The organism is Micromonospora sp. BL1, from assembly GCF_003667485.1.
Taxonomy (GTDB): Bacteria; Actinomycetota; Actinomycetes; order Mycobacteriales; family Micromonosporaceae; genus Micromonospora; species Micromonospora tulbaghiae.
Genome location: NZ_RCVK01000354.1, coordinates 1 through 421, shown reverse-complemented (window position 1 = coordinate 421; position 421 = coordinate 1). Strand labels below are relative to the sequence as shown.

Genomic DNA, 421 nt, shown 5'->3' with positions numbered 1-421 from the left:
CTCTTACAGCTGCTTTTGCTGCCAAAACAGATCCCCACGAAACTGCAAATAAATTAATCTTATTATTAGCGAACTCCTTCTTTACTGCTTTAATTAAATCTACTGTCATATCTACAAATTTATCAACTGTAAAATTATCATCAATAACATAATTGTTAATTCCACATCCAATTTGATCCCAATCCACCATAATACACTGGTCAGTAAACTCTGGGAACATTCCACGGCAGCCTGCTGAAAATGGTATGGGCGTTCCCGGTCCACCGTGTAGAAAAATTAAAACTTGTGCATTTTCATGCTTTCCTTCTAACAATACTTTTTGCTCGTATCCTCCAAGAGTATAGGTAACCATTCTTGAAACTTCATTATTTTTAATAATTTCTTTTCTTACCTTATTCATATATCCCCCAATGTATTATAT

1 protein-coding gene is annotated in these 421 nt (G+C 34.2%); it reads right to left on the bottom strand.

From position 1 onward, the window contains the following. Positions 1-400, bottom strand: a 400-nt coding sequence (locus tag EAD96_RS30910) for a hypothetical protein (RefSeq protein WP_199733315.1), incomplete at its 3' end; no start/stop codon positions are given. Positions 401-421: the final 21 nt, after the last annotated feature.